The organism is Devosia sp. (assembly GCF_048261455.1).
Taxonomy (GTDB): Bacteria; Pseudomonadota; Alphaproteobacteria; order Rhizobiales; family Devosiaceae; genus Devosia_A.
The window spans coordinates 290,553-311,235 of the sequence record NZ_JBLXGA010000002.1; the positions used below are offsets into that span (position 1 = coordinate 290,553).

Consider the following 20,683-nt stretch of genomic DNA (forward strand, 5'->3'; position numbering starts at 1 on the left):
GAGTTATCTCCTTTTGATCCCAGCCGGGCTCGCGATCAATCATGCGGCCCCCTTGGTCTTGGTCATTTTGGTGTACAGCTCAAATAGCTTTTCCAGACGTTCAGTGTCATTGCGGAAGCGGCGGCCGATATAGATGCGCTCCAAAACTTCGTCATTGCGATCATGCGCAGCGCGGAGATTGTCCGGCATGTTCTCGGGGTCGTAGAGATCGGCAATGGTCGCTGGGAAATGCGCCTCCCGCGCCAGAAGGATGTCCTCGGCACTACGCGTTAAGTCCGCCCTGTCTTTTTCCGTGAGCTTGGGAACGGGGAATGTGTTCCAGCCGAGATCATTCGAGTATCTGTAGTCTTCCTTGAACTTACCACAGATGGTCGCCACCCATGTGAAATGCAATCTCGACAACAATAATCCCAGCACCCATGTATCTGGATCGAGAATCGAGAAAGCTTGGCTGGACACTACAGAGTTTTTAGACAGCAACCCGCAAGGAAGGTAAGCACGCTTTTCCGATGTCATCCGAGGGATAATCACCACGCCACTCTCGGCGCAATTGAATTCACGCATTTGGTGAGGCTTCTCAGCAAGTTTCCGATTGGCGGCGTCTGGGCTTTTCAGACGGGTCTCTCGGCACGCATTTACGCGATCTCGAACTTCAGAAATCTGCATCGCGGCCTCTAAATTTCCGTCAGCGATCCAGAGACAATATCGCGGAATGTCGTTGTTGAACTCACGTGAACCATAGAAGCGTCGAAGCAGTGGTAGAACTTGCTTGTCGGTGACGTCAGCACGATCTGCCATCGAATAGCTTAGTGCGCCACCATCATTAGGCATGTTGCCTAATATCATTTCGGGAAGCTGCGCCGATACAGCTTTGCTTCTTACGACGACGACAGGAGCTTTTCCCGGCGTTAGATATTGAGAGATGTGTTCTGCCCGCAATACTGTGCCGTTATCAAACAGTTGACAGGGACCTTTGTTCTCTCTGGAGATGCCCACGATCACGCAGAAAACCGCAGCATTGTTCGTGGCACTGTTGGACCAAAGAAATGAGGTATGAGCGAAGGAAATCTTAACGCCCTCGGCAAATAGGGCTGGCCAGAGCGCCGGAGCTTGTCGCCCCATGCAAATGGAGTTAGTTGCAACAAACGCTGCAGTTGACTGTGTTGAGCGCCCATAGTCTGCAGCTTTCACAATCCAAGCGGCAACGTAGTCAATATATCCCCAGTGCTTCGTTCGCCCTTTGAACTGTAGGGCCATTTCGTCCTTCTGTGCCGCACTCAATTTGCCTTTGCCGAGATAGGGCGGATTCCCGCAGATATAGGTCTCCCCACCCTCATTCTCGAAGTCGATTTGCGGCTGGTCGAGTGGCGTACTGAACAGGTCATCACCATGCATTTTCACACCGGTACCGGTCGGCGGACAAATACTCATCCAATCAAGTCGCAAAGCGTTGCCACAGGTGATCCAATTCTGCGCGTCCAGCGGGAGAAAGTCGGCTAAGGCTTCCTTTTGGCCACGGTAAAGAACGTCACATTGAAACTCGGCAATGATCAGCGCCAAACGTGCGATCTCGGCCGGAAAGTCACGCAACTCGATCCCGCGAAAGTTGGTGAGCGGGATATTCGTGCGCCGGTCGGCTTCCCTGCGCCGCTTATTGATTTCGGCCTCGATAGCTCGCATTTCCTTGTATGCGATCACGAGGAAATTGCCCGAGCCGCAGGCTGGGTCGAACACCCTAATCCGGGCCATGCGGTTGCGCAGATTAAGTAGCTTGCGGCTGTTGTCGCCGGCCTCTTCCAACTGTGCGCGAAGGTCGTCCAAGAACAGCGGGTTTAACACCTTCAGTATGTTCGGCACGCTGGTGTAGTGCATCCCGAGAGCGCCACGCTCGTCATCGTCAGCGACGGCTTGAATCATCGAACCAAAAATGTCCGGGTTGATCTTGGTCCAATCCAGGCCACCGATGTGCAGCAGGTACGTACGCGCGATTTTGCTGAAGCGCGGGACGTCAGTGCTGCCTGAAAAAAGACCGCCATTGACGTAAGGGAAGCCATCAGCCCAGCGCGGCAGGCCTGAAGCAGCCTTGTCCGCTGTCTTGGTATTCATCGCTCGGAATATCTTGCTGATCACCTCGTGGGTGTTCGACGAGTCCCGCGCGCTCATTCGCTCAACGGTGTTGGTGAATTGATAACCCGGATGGAAAATGTCCGTGTCTTCGGCGAAGAAGCAGAAGATCAGTCGCGCCATGAAATGGTTCATTTCAGGGCGCTTGGCAGCCGTTCCCCAGTCGGGGTTATCCTTCAGGAGCTGGATGTACAGGCGGTTGAGACGTCCGGTCGCCTTGATGTCGAATGCGCTTTCGCGCAGCTGCTTGACCGTTGAGATTCCAGCCAACGGCAGGAAAAAACCGAAGTGGTCCGGAAAGTCTGTGTAGGCGCAGGCGACGGTTTCGCCGCTGCTCAGGTCTTCAGCTTCAAATTCCTTCCCATCCGTCGCCAAAATGAACTTGGCCTTGGCACTGGCAGTTTTGGGGCTTTCACGCAAAGAGCGCAGCGTGTCCGTGACCTGTCCTTCGGGGCAGACTGCGATGTGAATGTTGTTTGTCTGAAGGACACCGCCCAGATCGGATTTGTTCGATGTGCCAGAGCGCAAGCGCTTGATCGTGGTGTCCTTGTTGCCGAAGGCAAGGAGAAACGCATAGGGAAACTCATCAGCGTCGAACGGCTGTTCGGCCAAAGCGGAGATAGCTTCTTCAATCTCAACGGCGTTCATGCGTCACTTTTCTTAGGCAAAGTATTCTTCATCGATTTTCTTGATATGTAGGATATCCTCATCCCGGCATCCCACGTTATAGCGGATCATGAGCTTGGCGAGCTGAGGACCATCAATCAGCACGATCCGCATACCCAAGTCTTTGCCAGTTTGGACAGCGGCTTGGCTGAAGCTCGACGTGGTTACAAACAGTCCCTTTTGCGCCTTCTTCAGGTTTAGCGCACCGAAGAAATCGCGGATGTGGCCAGGCCCTACAGGATTGGCTTCGCCGTATCGCTTCGCCTGAACATAGAGCTGATCGACACCGAGTGGATCTTGATCAACGACGCCGTCCACTCCATGGTCCCCCGATTGGCCAATTGCGCGAGCTGCATCTTCGGAGGAACCACCATATCCCATGGCGAGCAGGAGCTCGATGATGAGCTCTTCAAAAAACTGCGGCGACGCATCTCGCACTCGATCGAGCAGGTCAGCGGCCAAGGCGGCGTTAAGTTGCTGATAAGCTGCACGGATGACCTCATCAGGAGTCGAGCTATCGTCCACGGGTTCAGGTGCGCTTGCCGGCGCATTGCTAGATGTCGTTCCTTTTCGGCTTTGAAAGTCCAGGAACGATGAAAACTGACGTAGGAACGTGTTGTCGATGCGCTGCGGATTGCCGTCGAGAACGCGATTGCCCTCATCAGTGGTGATAAATGTGCCGCGTGACGGATAGCGTACAAGACCCGCTTGCTTGAGGTAGCCTTTCGCCCAGTGGACTCGATTGTCGAAAGTTCGTTGCTTGCCGCTAGGGAGAAGCTGGTCGCGCTCTTCGTCCGTTAGCCCGTAATCCAGAGCCAACTGCTCTATGACCGCACGCGTGGTGACTTCTTTGCCGCGAGCGGAGCGCAGAACCGGAAGCATCAAGGTCTGATAGTCAGGTATCATGCGCCGCGCCTCCGTGCGCCATTTAAGCCATTACAAATACTTGCGAATTTTACCTGACCGCAGCAAAGTTTCCAGAGTGAATCTACGTTGGCGGCCTCTCCTGTGTATAAGTATGGGTTGGACACGAGAAGAAAAAAGCTGCGGAGGAAGAGCTCGCGGCGAGGGGAAGCCCTTTTGGTCGACTCGGCTCGCCCCCCCCTTGAGAAAGCGGGCGCAGGGACCAGTTCCTGCTCGCGGGTCCAGCGGGGCGAGACCGCTGGTCGAAGGGTTGACGGGGGAGAGCTGAAATCTCCCCGCGCGTTGGTCCAGCGGTAAGACGGTGGGCGTTGGGTCCAGGGAGCGCGCAATGCTCCCTGGTGGCGATGAACCGATCAGACGGTTCGCGACGCGGCACGGCTCGATGCCTGGCGGGTCACTGTCGGTGGGGATGCAACGGGGAGCGCGCAGCGGGCTCCCCTTGCCAAGATGGTGCTACCAGCACACATCTTGCAGACGTTCTAAGAGACCCTATGCATCATTTCGCAGAACCCGGCGAATCGAAGTACCGCCAACACAATTGCGGTTAAACGCGACTGTCCTCGATTGCTTTTGCGAACGTTAGACCTTTCGCCAGACTGGCCAGTCGATCCCTAACAAGAAGAGCCTCCGGTTCGTCAAATCCGTCTTCCGACCCGGGTATGAGAGGCAGGTAGATGAGCTCCGCGTCCTTCAGGTTACCGAGTGCAAAGTGTGCGTCTCCGAGAACCCGATTGGACGTCATGTACATTTCTGCATAGGTTCGCGCCTCTCGCGTCTCGAGGGCGGTAGCAGCTTGATTAACCGCTTGCTCATAGTCCGAAGTTAACAACGCAAGTCGTGCATCATAGATAGCGCGACTGACGCTAAATCCCGATTTTGTCTGCCAATCCAAAAACACCTCTAGATGCTTGCGCGCTTGATCAACGTCGCGTTCAACTAATGCAGCCTCATAGGCGGAATACCAGAAATTCGCTCCAAAACGGAACGCGAGCTTAGATTCGGCTGGATCGTTGGATTTCGCAATGAGCTCATCTCGATAGCCATCAAGGATGGCCACTGCCTCTCGCGTCTTAAATTGAAAGCTTAATGTAATTGCCTGCTGCGAAGCAGACATTATCTCGAAAATACGTCTTGATGGTATATTGTGTTCGTGCGCAACGCTTCGCGCAAAACTTGCTTCGGCTGCAGCGAGATCGCCCCGCAGCATCTCGAAATAGGCTTTTTCATAGAGAGCAAAACCCAATAGGCGCTGGAGCTCCTCACCACCGTCCGACTCCTCAATGCCAGAGAGTGTATGACAAACAAGGCGGTAACCGTCGTCCATGAACTTCTGGCGAAAGCTATCATCACCTGGGCGGGATCGCCGGCCGCTGCTGGCCAGATCCAGTATTACCTGAGCGCGATCCTCCACAGGCCATCGATCAAGAAAGCCAGCCTGGCGTAGCATTTCCGATGCATCGAGGAACGACTCGTGCAAATGTTGCCCGATACATATGAAGCCGGTGGTGCGAATGGAGCAGATTCCCATAGACATCGCGCAGAAAAGGATTAGGGAAATTGCATCGGACGCCCCCTTGATGGCAGGGTCAGTCGAAAATCTATTCTGGATGCGCTGCTTTAGTTCATAGTAAAAGTTTTCATACTTATCGGACTCACTAACTGCCTTCATTACTAGAGAGCCCCAGCCAGGATGTCTCCGGCCTCGAAGTGCTCCCTTTTCGTCACGAAACAATTCTTCTATCGAAATTAGATACGTCAGTGTCTGGCCTACGCTGGTGCGGTTCAGCATTCTTGCTATCTGATAATCTTCAAATGACCCATCTACAGCTCCTAACATCCAAATCAATAGAATTGTTGCCTTGAAGCCTTCAATGCCATCTGCTTGTAAGGACAATGCCTGAGTAGCAGGGTGCTCACATAACCGTTCAAGCTCGATTGTTACGGCCTCATATGCAAGATTGAGATCAAGGGCGTGACTGGGGTTCATTTGCAATACTCTCAACGCACTCGCAAACGCGAATAGGTTGTTTCCGAGTTCGGGGAACAAGTCTGCCATCTCTCCGGGCACTGGAACACGATTTGTTGTCCTGACCGAATCGGCCAGAGCTTTTGCCGTGACGGACGGCAGCAAGGCTACAACCGCTGGGTCATCTATCCCCCAGTCGCTGCGAATACTATCCAGGACCCTTTTACCAGTGTCGGATCGCGAGGTAATTATTATACGTAGATGGGAAAATTGACGTACCACACCCTCCGTCCACAGCGGTCTCGCACCTTTGAAACCTTCGTGTGCGTCTTCAACAATAAATAAGTGCGCTTCCGCCTCTCTTTCCTCAACCGCAGAAAGGACGTCGATGAATGCCCTGGCCGCCCTAGTTACAGTCCACTCAGCCCCTTCGGAGAACTCACCTGTGAGAGGCAGTATTGTTACGGAACGCTCCCGACCTCGAGCTAGCCATTGCTGGGTAACGTATTCAACGCAACTGCTTTTTCCGCTTGCGATATCGCCGAGCAGTAGGACAGTTCTTTGTGCGTTCTGATGAAGATAACTTTCTACTTCCCGAGTATATTCCGTGGGAAGCAATGGTGCTGTCTCTAGATCTTTGGCAGGGGCGCCGGGATTCGCCAGTGGATGCAGATATCGCCTACCGCCTTGGCGAAACCGCTGCCAATGCGAGTGGCTGATGACGTTTCTAGCGTAGCGCTCGCTCTCGTTGCGAAATGCGTCGTCGGAGGACGCAGACGAGGCATTGGATGGAAGAGGGGTTGCTGGGGCATACAATTCCGCGAATACGTCATTAAGGGTGTACTCCCTCTTTAATTCTAGTCCCTTCCAGTCGTCCGCCTCTGTGTCGAGGCCAATCGCTAGCCCAGCTTCATGCGTAATTTTGTTGAAGCCATCCAACTTATTGCACAAGAAGAAAATGGCCTCAGCCGCCGCAACCCGTCCTTGCCCACGCACGAGGTTTGCGAACAATACTCTATAATCTTCAGATGGGTTGATATTGAAACCTGACACGTCTAGTGCGAACCGCGTCAACGCCCCCTTCTTTTTGCCAGTACCGCGCTCTCTTCTTCTGCCAATTCGATCGCTAACGAGCTTTCCCAAGCGACGTTTAAATAGCACCTTGCTTTCTGGCGACGAGTATTCGAGATACTGGATTAGCAGTTTATGGAAGTTGTTGAATTCAGCGGACATTTCCACGGCGCTCGCTCAGTTTTGAAAACGTGCTGCGCTGCCTGCTATAGTGGTGAGCGGCCAGCTTTGCGTGCCCATCCAACCAGATGTTGGCCATTCAGCCAATATTGCCGACTCTTGATTTTCTCGCTGGAGGGCTTGTACTGGATTAATGCGGGGCCATCGTCGCGATGCAGAAGTCCGTTGAACATGTACCTAAGCTCCAAAATCCGTCCTTCGAACGGATCTCGAAGGGTATATGCCGGCAGGTCACCATCTCGGTGCAACACACCGTTTCGATACCACTCTTCTGTAAGTATCAGCCGAGGATCGCAATGCGAGAGAAGATTGCCTGTGACCGCTGGGCCACCGGTACGGTGAAGCAAACCGTGTTCCCACCACTCCTTCCAAAAGTGGCCCTTTTGCCCGTAGAACGCTCGTGCCGGCAGGTCACCGTCACGGTGAAACTGCCCGTCGGCGTCACACCATTCCTCATCGACTAAACGGCCTGTCGCTGTATCGCGGCTGATAAGTACCGTGAATATTGTCTCATCGTAATCTCTATTCATCCAGTCGAGATTAATGCGGGTCCGTCCTTATAGCAAACTTTACGAATTTCGCTTTTGGATTCAGATACTTAGAGAAGTATTGCTACTATGCAATACATTATCAAAGACGGATGAGGTGCAGGCGACGACTATCGTGCATGAAACCTACGAGGTTAGCATGACAAGCGCAGATGCCCCCTATATTCGTTTTCAGAAGTTTGTTGGAGACAATTTCCTGGCCTCGGCCGGATTTGTCCTTGACGACGTTACCGCAGCCTTTCTCGGGATCGAAATTAAGCAGTTCGCGAAGCTCGAACTTTCAAGCCGATTTCCCACCAGCACTCATGTTGCGCACAGTACCTCTGGCCGCTCCATTGAGGAAGTTCTCAGCTGGGCAATAACTCATCTGGACCATTGCGATTGCGAGTACGAGGAAGTGTTGCAGCTGATGCTGCCCTACGGATATGTGCGTAGCGACCAGCTTAGCGAAGTCTCTCGTGGTCTGTCGTCTACTGAGATAGCGCTCGCGGTCAAACACTTGGGGTTTCCTGGCGCGCATTGCGTCGACGGTTTGGCAGTCTGGCTCAAGGCTGAGCTAGACTGCTGGTTTGCCAGCTGGGAAGCCGGAGTGGCTGAGGTGCGGGAAGCACTGAAGTGGTTCGCATAGACAATCGACCCGACGGGAAAGTGGGTCGCCGCTGCCCAATCGAACTCCCCGTGTTGCATCGGTAAGACCATCCCTGGTTACCCGCGCAATGCCCGATATCTACCCGCCGTCGGTCGGGCATAACCATAGCGCCAAAAGCCAGCGAATCCGCAGCCTTGGCGAGCATGGCAGAATTTTTCTTGCCAAACCACCTGGGTATATGTTCCTATTTTGTTCTGGTTTTCGAACAAGGAGGAACCACAGGCGAACGACAAAGGAGAATGACATGGACTTCATCATGAAGACCGACAGCGCAGGGCAGCCCCCCAATGACGACTCGGACGGGGAGGCGGACGCAGGCCCTGCGGCAGGCAAATTTGCCGCTCTCCAGTTCGATGCAAAAGAGTACCTTCGAATATGTCCAGGACGCGGAACTGAGTGAGCAGGAAGCAATCGAGCTTCTGCGGACCATCTGGGACATCGTCGTGGGATTTGTGGATCTAGGCTTTCCGCTGCTTTCCAACCGCGACGATCTTGTGAGTCGTTTGCAGGTTCCCCAAGGCGGGCAACTCCGCCTGATGCTAGACTTAACGTCAGTATTTTCAAATGCCACAGATCGTATGCCTTCATCCGAGCCATCGGCAGCGGATGAAGATGAGGAGGAGTTTTTCGAACTCGCCTTAGGCTTCCTCTCAAACCCGCACAGATTCTGGATTTCTGGGCGATCGGAGTGCCAGAAATTGGCACTTAGATTGACCTTTTCTGAGCGATTGGCCTGGGACGCTGAAACGGGTTTTCGAACCCCGAAAACTACCATGCCTTTCAGCATCTTAGGAGATGTAGATCGCCCTTTTGAGGGAATGGCGGAGAGAAAGGGATTCGAACCCTTGAGACGGTTCCCCGCCTACACACTTTCCAGGCGTGCGCCTTCGACCACTCGGCCACCTCTCCGCATACAGACATGCCGGCATGCCGGGAGACTGTGCGCCTGAGCCACTGGGGCGTTGACGGGGGTCGACCCGTCTCAGGCGGGCGCAATATACTCAGGTGCGCGCCCGCCGCAAGGCCCCTGATGCAGCTATCGTGCGAATGGTGAAACAGGCCCGCCCCTTGTGGCCCGGGCGGCCCGCGTGGCAATAGACATTGGCGGGCTGCCAAGGGCAATGCGGCAGCCTGCGATCGACCGGTCGATGGCGGGAGTGGCATGCGGCTTATCGTAAGACTTGTGGGCACCTGGATGCTCGGGGTGGCGCTGGTGCTGCTGGTGATCGACGGCACCCGCTCGCTGGCGGCGAGCACTCTGGTGATCACCTCGTTCGAGCAGGATTGGCTGTGGGTGCACGCGGACAGCCTGGAAGCGGTTCGCAGCTTTTTCGATTCGCGCTTTTTTGCGCCAATTGTCGCGCCCGTGTTCGCCATGCTGCTGGCGCTGCCCGGCTGGCTGGTGCTGGCGGTGCCCGGCGCCCTGCTGGGCTGGATGGGGCGCTCGCGCCGCGCCCGGGTGTTCGTGACGCATGACCGGATCTGACCTGTCGACCCGCACCGGCTTTGAAGCCCTCGTCACCAGCCTGCCAGCTGTGACGCTGGTCGAACAATGGGGCAGTCTCGTCGCCAAGGTGGGCGGCAAGGTGTTTGCGCTAATCGGCGAAACCAGCTTCGCGATCACCTTCAAGGTGACGTCGATCGGCTTTGACGGGCTTACGGCGATCCCCGGCGTCGGCCAGGCGCCCTATTTCGCCAAGGGTCAGTGGGTGCAGACGCAACCCGGCGCACTCGATGACGAGACGCTGGCGGCCTATGTCACCGCGTCACACGCCATGATCGCCGCCAAACTGACGCGCAAGCTGCGCGCCGAGCTGGGGTTATGAGCCGGCTGTAACGGCGTAGACCTGCAGCGTCGCGTCCGCATCTCCGATCGGCGTCAGCCAGTCCGGCAATGCGCCTTTGGCCCGGAGCGCTGCAAACGAGTCCTCCGCCTTGTCCGGAAAGCCGGCGACTTCCGGCATGGCCGGGCAGATCACCACATGGGTGATCCCGCGGCGCTGCAGCATCCGGCGCGCCTCGTCCTGCGGTCCGTTGAAAAAGGCAAAGGTATCGCGCAGGCCGGTGACATTGCGGTGGTAGGGGGCGGCCACCACGGCATGCGGGGTGAAGGCCAGAAGATGCGCCCCGAGATCGATCGGCGCCATCAGCCGGGTCGGCGGCAGCGCGGCGACCGCATCGAATGCCTGGGGCAGGCGGCACAGGGCGCGCTCGGCGGCCTTGGGATCCTCGAGCGTTGCGGCATAGGCGGGAAACTGCATGATCACGAGATTGGTGAGCACAACCAGCGCCAGCCCGGCGCCGCCGATCCAGCTGAGCACCAGCGGCGCGAGCCAGCCGGGGTTATGGCGGCGCAGATAGTCTTCGCGCACGAAAACGATCAGCGCTGCCGCGCCGGGGATGGCAAGGCTGGTGGCGAGCCGGGCGCCGCGCACCTGGGTCAGCATCACCAGCATCAGTACCAGCAGCGCACCGCCATAGACCCACCAGCCCGCGCGTTGCGTGGGCGTGCCGCGCCGAACGCCCCAGATCGTGGCGATCAGCGCCAGCAGCACCGGCACACCGGACGCCACGGCATAGGTCGGGTCGGACCGGGCGGAGACGAAGAAAGGCTTGGCCTCGCCAATGCGGTTGATCCAGTTGTCCAGCATCCAGCGGTCGAGCATCCAGTAGGGCCCGCCGAGGCATTCGGGATAAGACAGCAGCAGGCCCGCCAGAATGATGCCGCCCAATGCGGCGCCCAGCGCCAGCCGCTGCAACGGGTGCCAGCGGGACGTGGGCAGCAGCCCCAGGGCAAGGAAAACCCCGCCGGTCGCCACACAGGCGGCGACATAGGTGATGGACAGGGCATCGCAGGCCGGCACCAGCCATTGATCGGGCGGCAGCGCGATCAGCAGATGCAGCAGGCTGCCCAGCCCCAGCGCCAGACCGAAGCGCCACAGCGCGTCGCGGCGCGCCGGCACCAGCACCCAGGCCATGCCGAAACTGAGAATGACCGCGGCAACGACCGGCAGGCCCTCGATGCCAATCGCCAGAATGCTCGCCGCCACCAAGCCGGCCCAGAGCGCCTGGCGCGGGCGGGTGAGCGCGTCGATCGTGAGGATTACCAGCACCAGCATCAGCAGGATCTGCACAGCGTGGTGGTCGATACGGCCGGGGGCGAATTCGGCCATGGAGATCAGCGAGAAGACCGGCAGGACCACGGCGGGCAGTACGGCACCGGGCCCAGCCAACCGCCGCGCCAGGCTCGCACTGAGCCACAGCAGCAGCGCCAGCAGGGCCAGCGGCCAGACATAGCTGAGCGCGATTGCCGCATCGGCGCCGAACAGCGGGCGGAAGGCGCCGAGCAGCAGGGCCAGCGGCAGGTCGAGCAGCCGCGACCAGTGGATCGAGGCGCCCCACGGCGTGTTCAGCCGGTGCTGGATGTGGTCGTACCAGCCCTGTCCATCGAGAAGATCGCGCACCACGACGAGCCGCATGGCGTCGTCGGTGTCGTTGAACAGCGGTGTAGTGGCCGCGCCGGTCATGGCGCGCGCGATGTAGAATGCCGCGCCCAGCACGAAAAACAGCAGCACCAGCCGCCCATCGATGTTCCGTTGCTGCATCGGCATGCCCCGTCGACCACTTCGTGGTCTAGCGCCTCGGCCTTAAGAACGCCTGAAGCGGTTTGTTGACGGGGTTTTGCCGCCCTCGTAAGTCAGTCCAGTCGTCTTTGGGAGGAGTGACACATGACTGCAGGGCTACTCTATATCTTCGGCTTCGTGGCGATCGTGATTACAGCGGTGCTTGCCGGTGCAGCGGCACCCGCCGTGTATGACGCCTATCGCGCCGGCATGCAGCGCGCCGATGCCGATGCGCTAACGGTGCTGCTTGCCGTCAGCAATCAGTTGAGCTGGGCGATCGGGCCGTTCGTCGGGGGGCTGCTTATGATGGGCATGGGGCGCGTCATCTTCCTGCTCGGCGCCATCAACCGCAGCCTCAGGGGCTGAGCGCATAGCAAAACGGGCAGCCGAAGCCGCCCGTTGTTATCCGTCGATCTACCGGCCGTCTCAGCCCTTGGGCTGCGGCACGATGCGCAGATAGGGCTTTACCGCGTTCCAACCGCCGGGGAATTTCTCGCGCGCGGCTTCGTCGGACACGGCCGGGACGATGATCACGTCCTCGCCGTCCTTCCAGTTCACCGGGGTCGCGACCTGGTGCTTGGCGGTCAGCTGCAGGCTGTCGATGACGCGCAGCACTTCATCGAAATTGCGGCCGGTGGAGGCCGGATATTCGATCTTCAGTTTCACCTTCTTGTCCGGCCCGATGACGAAGACCGAGCGCACCGTCAGGCTGTTGTCGGCATTGGGGTGGATCATGTCGTATTTGCGGGCCACTTCGCCCGTGCTGTCGGCGATCAGCGGAAAGTTCAGCGCCGTGCCCTGGGTCTCGGCGATATCGGCGGCCCAGCCGGCGTGGTCCTCGACCTTGTCGACGCTGAGGCCCAGCACCTTGACGCCGCGCTTGTCGAACTCGGGCTTCAGCTTGGCGGTGTAGCCCAGTTCGGTGGTGCAGACCGGGGTGTAGTTCTTGGGGTGCGAGAACAGCACGGCCCAGCTGCCGTCGATGTAATCGTGGAACTTAATGCGACCCTCGGTGGAGTCGGCTTCGAAATCCGGGGCGGTGTCGCCAATGAGAATGGCCATGATGCGTTATCCTTCCCTGCAGATGTGCAACATACTGTCTTGGCAGGGAATATCGTCATCCGGCCCCGCCAATGCGAGCGGCGCCGGTGAAACAGTTTTGCAATTTCAGGGCAAAAGGCGTGACGACGTGCCCTTCCATCACAGGGGCACGAAAAGCAATCGATTCAGGCGCTCAAACGAGGGCGAGAGCCGGGAGAATGGCGCGATCGAATGCCAGGGCAACAGCCATTGGGGTCAGCGCCAAAGTGAGCGCCTGCGTCTGCGACAGGCGCAGTACGCGGGCGATCAGGAACATCGCGACGATGATCAATACGGCGCCCAAGAGCGCCCCGGCATCATGCTGCAGGCTCGCCAAAAGTCCGGACATCGCAGATACCTCCCATCAGCCTTACTGATCGAGACGCATACTAGCCGCGGCATCGTATGCCGCGGCTTTCGGCGATCGCCCGCTATTGAATGAAACTGCGCGGACCGCTCAGTTGCGGGAGGCTCCGGCGGGCGCACCATTGGTCCAGGTGACGTCCTGGCCATTCAGCGGCACGGTCGACAGCGACATCTTGCCAGACCCCTTCTGCAGCTCGCGCGCATGAGCCAGATAGATCAGGGCGTTGTTTTCGGCGTCATAGATGCGCGAGACCCGCAGGCTCTTCCAGATCAGCGAGCGACCCTGTTTGAAGATCTCCTCGCCGCCCTTTTTCATCGAGATGTCACCGACGGTGATCGGGCCGGCGGCGCTGCAGTCGACGGCCGAATAGGATGGGTCCTCGAACCAGTTGCCCTGCTGCAGCCGGTCCAGCAGGCTGCGGTTGAAATAGGCGACATGGCAGACGACGCCCTGCACTTCGGGGTCCGGCACAGCGTCGATGGCGATGTCATTGCCCGTCCAGTCAACGCTGACGCTGCCGACGTCTGACGAATTGTTATTGCCGCAGGCGGCGAGCGTCAGTGCGATGCCGACAGTCGCACCAAGTCCCAAAAGACGTTTCAGCATGAGTGGCGAGTCCCCGTTTTCAATGTGCAGATCATGTGGGCCTTCGTGCTGGCTGGCGCAATGGCTCAGCGCGCATGCGCCTTCTGCATTCGCCGTTCCAGCAGCCGCACCAGCAACGACAGCGAGATGGTCATCACCAGATAAAGGAAGGCGACAACATTATAGGTCTCGAAGAACTTGAAGGTTCCGGACGAATAGACCTTGCCCAACTGGGTGATGTCCTGCACCCCGAGGGCCGAGACGAGGGCCGAGTCCTTGATCATCGAGACGAAATCATTGCCCAGCGGCGGCAGGATGGTGCGCAGCGCCTGCGGGGCCACGACATGGCGGAAGGTGGTGAGCGGCGACAGGCCCAGCGCGCGAGCCGCTTCGATCTGGCCGCGATCCACCGCCTCGATGCCGGCGCGAAAGATTTCGGCGATGAAGGCCGAGTAGCACAGGGTCAGCGCGAAGATGGCGCGCCAGGTGAAGTCGAAGCCGCGCACCGTCAGCGGTTCGACAAGGCCCGTCTCAACCAGCGGCGTCAGCAGGAAATTGCCGACGTCGACCAGCCAGGGTGCGCCGACGAAGGCGATATAGAACAGCGCCACCAGAATGGGGATGCCGCGGATGATCTCGACGTAAAAAGTCGCGAGCTGCACCAGCACCGGGTTGGACGAGGTGCGGGCCAGCGCGACCAGCAGCCCCACTACAGACGCCATCGCGAAAGCGACGAGGCTGACCCAAAGCGTCGTCACTACGCCGCGCTGCAGCATGGTGAAAATCTGCCGATAGTCCTCGTCGGCGATGATCGCCCACAGCAAGACGAGCCCGAGCAGCACGATGGCCAACAGCCACCATGGGAAACGGGACAGAGCGTCTGAACGGGGTTTTCTATACATGAGAGGGGACGCGCGTCAGCCGCGCGCCCCGGGAGGGATCAGGCACCCTCGCCATATTCGAAGAACCACTTGTTGATCATCGCGTCGAGCGTGCCATCGGCCTTCATCTGCTCGATGGCGGCGTCGAAGGGCGCAACGAGATCGGAACCGGGGGTGAGGATCAGCCCCAGCGGCTCGGACTTGATGGCTTCGCCGATCTGCTTGAAGGCACCGGGGTCGGCGCCGATATAGCCCGCCGAGGCGGCCTGGTCGGCGATCACCGCATCGACGTCACCGGATTTCAGTGCCTGCACCGAGGCGCCGAAGGTCTCGAACAGCTTGACGCGCGGGTTGGCTTCGTCGCCGTCGAGCACGTCGTAGATCGCGGTGTAGAAAGCCGACGTGCCCGGCTGGGCGCCAAACAGCAGCTCTTCGTTCTCGCTAAAGCTCTCGGCGCCGGTGATCCGGTCCTCGTCGGCGCGGACGAGGAAATACTGCTCGACGGTGATGAAGGGCACGGTGAAGTCGATCTGCTCTTCACGCTCGTCGGTGATGGTGATGCCGTCGGCCCCGACGTCATACTGGCCGGTGCGCACCGCCTCGATCATCACGTCCCAGGCGCCGAGGTTCCATTCGACCTTGGCGTTGAGCCGCTTGGCGATCTCGTTGACCAGGTCATATTCGAGGCCGATGCCCTCGCCCGTCATCGGGTCGGCAAAGTTCAGCGGGTAATAGGCATTCTCGGTGACGGCGCTGATGGTTCGGCCTTCGAGGTCCGGCAGGGCGTCCTGGGCGATCGCGGGCGCGGCGAAGGCAAGCGCCGCAAGCGGTGCGGCAAGCAGAGTGGCGAAGCGTTTCATGAGGCGGCAGTCTCCGGGCTGGTGCTGGCCTGATATCGGCCGGGATGTGGCGGAAGACTATCCGCGATAGCGGCGATGGCTCAACCGGATTCTAGGCAAAAACCGCCTCTTTGCGCGCCCTGGATCAGAAGTTGCGTACCATGAAAACCGTGTGCGCGGGCAAGGCGGGATCGCTGAGCGTTTCAAAGCCGAGCTTGCGATAAAAGACCTGGGCGCCGGGATTGTCCGGGCTCACACCGAGATGCATGCCCGGTGCACCGGCTGCGGCCAGGCACTCGAACAGCACGTGCATCGCACGCTGCCCGATCCGCTTGCCCTGGGCTTCGGGCAGCAGGTCGATATGCCCATGGGCCGGCCAGGGATGCAGCACGGGCGGGTAGCTCAGGTCGGGATGGTGGATGGCCCGGCGGGCCCAGTCGCTCCCGGTCCAGCTGCTTTCGTCCGGCCCGGGGTCGGGCAGATGTGCGGCGAGTGAGGGAAACCATTCGGTGCGCAGGGTTTCGTTGAAACCCTCGGTCTCCGGGGTGCCCAGAATATAACCGCAGACGCCGTTCGGTCCCTCGACGACGAAGGCGAAATCCGGCACGTAGACCTGGTAGGGCACGGCATAGATCAGCCCCAGCAGGCGCGGGTCATCCTCGCGGGCGGTGGCGTCAGCGCCGGAATCGCCAGTTTTGAGGCAGACCATTTCCAGCGCCTGACGATCCGCCTCGGTCGCCCGGCGCAGCTGGTAGCCGCCGCCGAAATCAAGTTCCAAGGTAAAGCTCCAAGATCAGGCGCCGTGCCGATAGCGTCCGGCCGCGTCGCGCGGCAGCAATTCCTGCACCGCGACCGTGAAGCCGTGGCGGTAGAAATTGTGGATGCGCTCGGCCGCCGGGAAATCGGCGTCATCGGCGGGGCTTTCCGCCAACCAGTCGAGATAGCTCACCAGATGCGTCACCTCTTCGCGCGCCTCCCACAGATAGGGATGGAAGGCGTAGAAGAGATCGCGATTCTCTAGTTCTGTCATCCGGTCGAAGAGTTTGCGGATGCGTTCGCGCAGGTCCGTCAGTGCCGCACGGCCGGCCTGCCAGTCGGCGCTGGTTACGTCGGGGCGGTGCTTTGTCAGCAGCCCGCGCGCCACCTGCAGCAGCGCCTCGATCTGCGGCCCGCAGGTGAAGGGCTGATAGAATAGATCTGTCAGCAGCCGGATTTCGTCGCGTTCGAGGGTCTTCGGCAAGTCGGTGAAGGCCAGGGCAAAGCGCGGCTGCCATTGGGGCAGCGCCGCATCGAGTGCCGACTGCGCGTCGTCGACGCCCGCCGCAAAGGCGCCCGTCGTGTGCACCGGCACGAAATTCGCCTCGAACTCATTGTTGGGATTGGTGATGATGCCGTCGATCAGCGGCAGGATGTCCGCATCGCGCCCGCCCAGCGGTCCGGCATAAATCCGGCGGATGTCGTAGTCGTTGGCGTGGAAATTTTCCCAGATCACAGGCTTGCGCCCGATCACCGCACCGATCTCGCGCAGGCTGTCGGCACTGATGGTTTTCGACACGATATCGGGGCCGGTCCAGAAGACCCCGATATCGGGATGCAGCAATTCGCCGAGGTCGCGCAGATAGGTCGAGCGGGTCACCCCCGCCGAGGTGAAGGCAGCGCAATATTCGGTGGGACAGAACAGCAGGCGCGCTTCGGGCAGCTTTGTGCTCACATGCTCCCGCGCCGCATTGGCGAAATGGCATTGCGCGGCGGCGAAGGATGAGAAAGCCGCCTGATCCGCCGCCGACATCTCGCTCGGGATATCGTCGAACAGCAGCGCGAAATGGGTCACGCCCAGGCCCAGAAGCTGGTCGAGCCGTGCCTTGAGGGCCTCGATATCGGCTGCGTCCGAATATGTGACGTCGAGGCACGGTGCGATGGCTACCATGAAATTCAGCCCGCGCGCCGCGGCTGCCCCGACCAGCTCCTGGAGTTCTGCGGCCTCGGCCGCGTTGTAGGTTTCGCGCCAGCGGGCGCGAATCTTGATGTCGTCCTTGGGTCCGTAAACGAAGGTGTTCATGCCCGCGTTACCGATCCAGTCGAGCATTTCGATGCGCTGGGCATGGGTCCAGGCGCGCCCGTAAAAGCCCTCGATGACACCGCTGAGAAACATGATCGGCTCCTAGTCCATTGCCGTTGCGGTGAGGCCGGCAATGACGTGCCGCTGCAGGATGAAATAGAGGATGAGAATGGGCAGTGTGGTGATGGTCAGCGCCGAAAAGACCAGCGCGTAGTCGGTGCTGTGCAGGCCCGAAAACCGCACCAGACCGACCGGCAGGGTGCGCAGATTGTCATCGGTGATGAACAGCAGGGCGAACAGCAGCTCGTTCCAGATGTTGATGGTGTTGAGCACGATCATGGTCAGCATCGCCGGCCAGACCATCGGCACCGAGATCGACCAGAAGATCTGAAAGGTGTTGGCGCCGTCGAGCCGGGCCGCCTCTTCCATCTCCGGGCGCATGGAATTGAAGTAGGAGCGCATCAGGAACACGGTCAGCGACAGCGACCAGGCGGCGCCGGGGAAGATCAGCGCCCACGGCGTATTGAGCAGTTGCAGGTCGCGCAGCTGGGTGAACAATGCAATCGCCACCGAAGGCGGCGGCAAGAGCAGCCCGATCAGCAGGGCGCGGAAATACCAGCGCCGACCCGGGAATTCGAGCCGGGTGAAGGCAAAGGCGGCGGCCGTCGCGAACAGCACGCACATGGCGACGGCCACGGTCGTCACCAGCAGCGAGTTGAGATAGAGCGTTCCCAGCCCACCGACCTGCCAGGCCTCCACCAGATTGCTCCAGCGCCATTCGCTCGGCAGCGCAAACGGAGTGCGGAAGATTTCCCGGTTCGACTTGAACGAGGAATAGACCATCCACACCGTCGGATAGAACATCACCAGCACCACGGCGCCGGCGACACCCAACTGCAGCCATTCGCGGGGGCTGCGCGGCCGCTCAGAAACGCGTGACATTGGTGCGCTCCGACAGCCGCAGATAGATGATTGAAATGACCGAGACGACGAGCGTCAGGATCACGGTGAGTGCGATGCCATAGCCGATCTGGTTCTGGTCAAAGGCCTGTTTGATGATCCAGGTCGCCGGCACCTCGGTGGCGCCGAAAGGCTGGCCATTGCTCATGGTGAAGAACAGGTCGAACCCGGCAAAGCCCCCGGTCACCGCGAGCAGCACGCAAACCAGCATGTTCTGCTTGAGTAGCGGCACGGTGATCATGAAGAACTGCTGCAGCTCACCTGCTCCATCGAGCCGCGCCGCCTCATAGATATTGCGCGGAATGCGGCGCAGGGCGGCAAAGAAAATGACCATGTAAAAACCGGCATATTTCCAGCCCGAGACGATGCAGATGAACAGCAAGGCCGTTTCCGGCTGGCTCATCCAGGGCTGGGCGAAGTCACCGAGGCCGATCGATTTCAGCACCGAGTTCAGGAGGCCGGTGCGGTAATCGAGGACGAAGGTCCAAAGCACACCCGCCGCCGACATCGACAGCACGACCGGCGAAAAGAACATGCCGCGCATCAGCGAGAAGGGCCGGCGGTTGGAATCGAGCACCACGGCCATCACCAGCCCGAAGGTCACCTCGAAGACCAGGGTGGCGAAGATGTAGATGACGACGTGGACGTAGCTGTACAGATACGTCAGGTCGGTCACGGCCCGGGCGAAGTTCGCCAGGCCGGCCCACTGGGGCGCGCCGAAGCCGTCCCAGAAGGTGAACGCGTAATAGACTGAGGCACCGAGCGGCATCAGCACAAAGATACCAAACAGCAGCATGGCGGGCGCCACAAACAGAACGTTTATGGGCCCGGCGCTGATAGGAGACGCACGATCTTCCACGTCGGTGGTCCAGTCTCAGGCTACTGCTGATCACCCATGGCAGCGACCGTATCGTCGAGCCAGACCAGAGCTTCCTTGGAGCTCATCTGCCCGTCGGCAACACGCGCGGCAGCCTCATAGAAGGCTTCGGCAACCGGCACGGGGTATTTGTTGTCCGGCGGCGGCACGAGCGCCGGGGCTTCCGACAGCATGGTGACCATCGATGCGAGGTGCGGGCTGAGCTCCGCCTTTTCCGTCACGCCTTCCACCGGGCTCATCTGCCCGCCTTCAGCCCAAAGGATCTGGTTTTCCTCGGAGGTGAAGAATTTCAGGAACTTGATCGCCTCTTCGGGATGCTCAGCATCCTTGTGCACGAGGAAGCCGGTGATGGTGCCGATGACCGAATGGGCCAGCGGGTGGTCCGGATCGATGACCGGGGTGTCGAACTGGGCATATTCGAAATCGGGCTCGGCGAGATCAGCGGCGGACGGCACCAGCCACGAGCCGATCGGGTGCATCGCGGCACCGCCCTGGAAGAAGGCGGCCATGGCCGGGTCGGCACCGAGAGCCTGCATATCCTTGTTGAAGGCGCCGGCCTCGTGCAGTTCGGCGAACAGGTCGAGGGCCTTTTCAAAGCCCGGCGTGTTGAACGGACCTTCCTGAGTGAACGCGGCGACATATTCGTCCGGGTCGACCACCTTGGCGGCGACATGGCCGGCCCAGTTGCCGAGCGGCCAGAATTCATTGTTGCCCTCGACGATCGGGGTTTCCCCTGCCGCGGCCAGGGTCTTCACGACCTCGACGAACTCGTCCCAGGTTTCGGGCGGCGTCAGCCCGTTCTCTTCGAAGATCTCGGTGCTGTACCAGATGGTATTGGTGATATCGAGCGAGTCCGGGATCAGGTAGGGCTTGCCATCAACCATGGTGCCGGACCCTTCGGCGTAGACGGCGGGCACGAAGGTCTCTTTCCACCCGTCGGTCGACAGCGCTTCGGACATGTCCATGGCGTAGCCGGCAGCAACGTCGCGCTGCACCGGGAAACCGGCCCACTGGAAATAGATGTCGGGAACTTCGTTGCTCTTGAGCTGGGTGATCAGACCCTGGTTCGAGTACTGATCGTCATCGAAGACGATCTGCTTGATCTTGATGTCGGGATTCTCAGCCTCGAACTTGGCAATGATCTCGTCGAGAACGACACGATTGGACCCACCCGTCATCGGGTGCGTGAAACGAAGTTCGGTTTCGGCCATGGCCGTGGAACTCAACAGCGCCGCGGTGAGCGCCAGTGTGGTCAGACGAAAAGCATTCATTGTTCGCACCCCT

General features: G+C 59.5%; 18 protein-coding genes and 1 tRNA gene. 4 read left to right on the plus strand and 15 right to left on the minus strand.

The window, feature by feature from the left end:
- Positions 1-39: 39 nt before the first annotated feature.
- The 3 genes from ACN0TK_RS03425 to ACN0TK_RS03435 form a co-directional block, all read right to left on the minus strand.
- The gene (locus ACN0TK_RS03425) at positions 40-2,772 is read right to left on the minus strand and encodes a class I SAM-dependent DNA methyltransferase (RefSeq protein WP_417308039.1); all 2,733 of its coding nucleotides are present in this window, start codon (positions 2,770-2,772) and stop codon (positions 40-42) included.
- A gap of 12 nt (positions 2,773-2,784) precedes the next feature.
- A complete protein-coding gene (locus ACN0TK_RS03430) occupies positions 2,785-3,696 on the minus strand; it encodes a restriction endonuclease (protein ID WP_417308040.1) in 912 nt (303 codons plus the stop codon).
- Between the two features lie 562 nt (positions 3,697-4,258).
- Entirely contained in the window at positions 4,259-6,913 is a 2,655-nt protein-coding gene (locus ACN0TK_RS03435; protein ID WP_417308041.1) for a hypothetical protein, read from the minus strand.
- A gap of 705 nt (positions 6,914-7,618) precedes the next feature.
- Here ACN0TK_RS03435 and ACN0TK_RS03440 point away from each other — a divergent pair.
- Entirely contained in the window at positions 7,619-8,107 is a 489-nt protein-coding gene (locus ACN0TK_RS03440) for a hypothetical protein (RefSeq protein ID WP_417308042.1), read from the plus strand.
- Positions 8,108-8,947: 840 nt separating this feature from the next.
- Here ACN0TK_RS03440 and ACN0TK_RS03445 read toward each other — a convergent pair.
- Positions 8,948-9,037 (minus strand) — tRNA-Ser (locus tag ACN0TK_RS03445).
- 253 nt (positions 9,038-9,290) lie between these two features.
- On the opposite strand from ACN0TK_RS03445, the gene ACN0TK_RS03450 reads away from it, so the two are divergent.
- Positions 9,291-9,614, plus strand: coding sequence for a hypothetical protein (locus ACN0TK_RS03450; protein ID WP_417308043.1), 324 nt, complete (start codon positions 9,291-9,293; stop codon positions 9,612-9,614).
- Positions 9,601-9,954, plus strand: coding sequence for an MmcQ/YjbR family DNA-binding protein (locus tag ACN0TK_RS03455; protein ID WP_417308044.1), 354 nt, complete (start codon positions 9,601-9,603; stop codon positions 9,952-9,954). The genes ACN0TK_RS03450 and ACN0TK_RS03455 overlap by 14 nt, the downstream gene beginning before the upstream one ends.
- On the opposite strand, the gene ACN0TK_RS03460 is transcribed toward ACN0TK_RS03455, so the two are convergent.
- Entirely contained in the window at positions 9,949-11,733 is a 1,785-nt protein-coding gene (locus ACN0TK_RS03460; RefSeq protein ID WP_417308045.1) for a hypothetical protein, read from the minus strand. The genes ACN0TK_RS03455 and ACN0TK_RS03460 overlap by 6 nt on opposite strands.
- Positions 11,734-11,856: 123 nt before the next feature.
- On the opposite strand from ACN0TK_RS03460, the gene ACN0TK_RS03465 reads away from it, so the two are divergent.
- Positions 11,857-12,117, plus strand: coding sequence for a hypothetical protein (locus tag ACN0TK_RS03465; RefSeq protein ID WP_417308046.1), 261 nt, complete (start codon positions 11,857-11,859; stop codon positions 12,115-12,117).
- 60 nt (positions 12,118-12,177) lie between these two features.
- On the opposite strand, the gene ACN0TK_RS03470 is transcribed toward ACN0TK_RS03465, so the two are convergent.
- From ACN0TK_RS03470 to ACN0TK_RS03515, 10 genes are all read right to left on the minus strand, one after another.
- A complete protein-coding gene (locus tag ACN0TK_RS03470) occupies positions 12,178-12,813 on the minus strand; it encodes a peroxiredoxin (protein ID WP_417308047.1) in 636 nt (211 codons plus the stop codon).
- 172 nt (positions 12,814-12,985) lie between these two features.
- Positions 12,986-13,180, minus strand: a complete 195-nt coding sequence (locus ACN0TK_RS03475) for a hypothetical protein (protein WP_417308048.1) — start codon at positions 13,178-13,180, stop codon at positions 12,986-12,988.
- A gap of 108 nt (positions 13,181-13,288) precedes the next feature.
- The gene (locus ACN0TK_RS03480) at positions 13,289-13,804 is read right to left on the minus strand and encodes a CreA family protein (protein WP_417308049.1); all 516 of its coding nucleotides are present in this window, start codon (positions 13,802-13,804) and stop codon (positions 13,289-13,291) included.
- Between the two features lie 65 nt (positions 13,805-13,869).
- On the minus strand, positions 13,870-14,685 hold the full coding sequence (locus tag ACN0TK_RS03485) for an amino acid ABC transporter permease (RefSeq protein WP_417308050.1): 816 nt from the start codon (positions 14,683-14,685) through the stop codon (positions 13,870-13,872).
- A gap of 38 nt (positions 14,686-14,723) precedes the next feature.
- A complete protein-coding gene (locus tag ACN0TK_RS03490) occupies positions 14,724-15,524 on the minus strand; it encodes a substrate-binding periplasmic protein (RefSeq protein ID WP_417308051.1) in 801 nt (266 codons plus the stop codon).
- A gap of 124 nt (positions 15,525-15,648) precedes the next feature.
- Positions 15,649-16,281, minus strand: coding sequence for a GNAT family N-acetyltransferase (locus ACN0TK_RS03495; RefSeq protein ID WP_417308052.1), 633 nt, complete (start codon positions 16,279-16,281; stop codon positions 15,649-15,651).
- Between the two features lie 15 nt (positions 16,282-16,296).
- Positions 16,297-17,655: a beta-N-acetylglucosaminidase domain-containing protein gene (locus ACN0TK_RS03500; RefSeq protein ID WP_417308053.1), complete on the minus strand. Its 1,359-nt coding sequence runs from the start codon at positions 17,653-17,655 to the stop codon at positions 16,297-16,299.
- A gap of 9 nt (positions 17,656-17,664) precedes the next feature.
- Positions 17,665-18,504: a carbohydrate ABC transporter permease gene (locus ACN0TK_RS03505; RefSeq protein WP_417308054.1), complete on the minus strand. Its 840-nt coding sequence runs from the start codon at positions 18,502-18,504 to the stop codon at positions 17,665-17,667.
- The gene (locus ACN0TK_RS03510) at positions 18,488-19,318 is read right to left on the minus strand and encodes a carbohydrate ABC transporter permease (RefSeq protein WP_417308055.1); all 831 of its coding nucleotides are present in this window, start codon (positions 19,316-19,318) and stop codon (positions 18,488-18,490) included. The genes ACN0TK_RS03505 and ACN0TK_RS03510 overlap by 17 nt, the downstream gene beginning before the upstream one ends.
- Positions 19,319-19,401: 83 nt before the next feature.
- Entirely contained in the window at positions 19,402-20,670 is a 1,269-nt protein-coding gene (locus tag ACN0TK_RS03515) for an ABC transporter substrate-binding protein (protein ID WP_417308056.1), read from the minus strand.
- Between the last annotated feature and the right edge of the window lie 13 nt (positions 20,671-20,683).